We start from the raw sequence: 1,394 nt of genomic DNA on the forward strand, positions 1-1,394 counted from the left end.
TCATTTGGCATTGCCAAGCGATCGCAAGATCGGCTGTTCTTTAAAAATATGGGATGTAGTAAAGGTGTCGCGAAGCGTTGATGAGACGCTGCAGTACAAAACGCGATACCGGGTTGTGATTGTATCAACCAAAATGTATTTAAGTGATCGAAAGATGACTTGGAATACGGCACAAATGCGAGAACTCATCCTGTAGCGACTGTTTCGAGCGATCGAGACACACTCGTTATAGGGTCAAGCGAACAAGTGCATGTGGTGGATGCCTTGGCGATCACAGGCGATGAAGGACGCGGTAGCCTGCGAAAAGCTTCGGGGAGCTGGCAAACAAGCTTTGATCCGGAGATGTCCGAATGGGGAAACCCGGCCCGAATGGGTCATCCCACACTGAATTCATAGGTGTGGGAAGCGAACGCGGCGAACTGAAACATCTAAGTAGCTGCAGGAACAGAAATCAACCGAGATTCCCAAAGTAGTGGCGAACGAAATGGGAAGAGCCTTGTACTCTTTAGCAGTGGTGTTAGCAGAACGGGATGGAAAGCCCGGCCATAGCAGGTGATAGCCCTGTATGCGAAAACACGATTGTGGAACTAGGTGTACGACAAGTAGGGCGGGACACGTGAAATCCTGTCTGAAGATGGGGGGACCATCCTCCAAGGCTAAATACTCGTGATCGACCGATAGTGAACCAGTACCGTGAGGGAAAGGCGAAAAGAACCCCGGGAGGGGAGTGAAATAGATCCTGAAACCGCATGCATACAAACAGTCGGAGCCTGGAAACGGGTGACGGCGTACCTTTTGTATAATGGGTCAGCGACTTACATTCAGTGGCAAGCTTAACCGATTAGGGAAGGCGTAGCGAAAGCGAGTCCGAACAGGGCGTTGAGTCGCTGGGTGTAGACCCGAAACCAGATGATCTATCCATGGCCAGGTTGAAGGTGCGGTAACACGTACTGGAGGACCGAACCCACTAACGTTGAAAAGTTAGGGGATGAGCTGTGGATAGGGGTGAAAGGCTAAACAAATCTGGAAATAGCTGGTTCTCTCCGAAAACTATTTAGGTAGTGCCTCGTGTCTCACCTTCGGGGGTAGAGCACTGTCATGGTTGGGGGGTCTATTGCTGATTACCCCGCCATAGCAAACTCCGAATACCGAAGAGTGCAATCACGGGAGACAGACATCGGGTGCTAACGTCCGGTGTCAAGAGGGAAACAACCCAGACCGCCAGCTAAGGTCCCCAAATATAGCTAAGTGGGAAACGAAGTGGGAAGGCTAAAACAGTCAGGAGGTTGGCTTAGAAGCAGCCACCCTTTAAAGAAAGCGTAATAGCTCACTGATCGAGTCGTCCTGCGCGGAAGATGTAACGGGGCTAAGCTATATACCGAAGCTGCGGACGC

At 51.0% G+C, this 1,394-nt stretch carries 1 protein-coding gene and 1 rRNA gene (1 of these 2 cut by a window edge); both read left to right on the top strand.

The features are described 5' to 3' along the window. A partial coding sequence (locus tag AC3WLE_RS30360) for a hypothetical protein (protein WP_492321723.1) occupies positions 1 to 196 on the top strand: 196 nt, incomplete at its 5' end. A 36-nt stretch (positions 197 to 232) separates the two neighbouring features. Then, a 23S ribosomal RNA gene (locus tag AC3WLE_RS30365) occupies positions 233 to 1,394 on the top strand (it continues 1,809 nt past the right edge of the window).

The organism is Cupriavidus sp. FW306-1B-F12B (assembly GCF_058781795.1).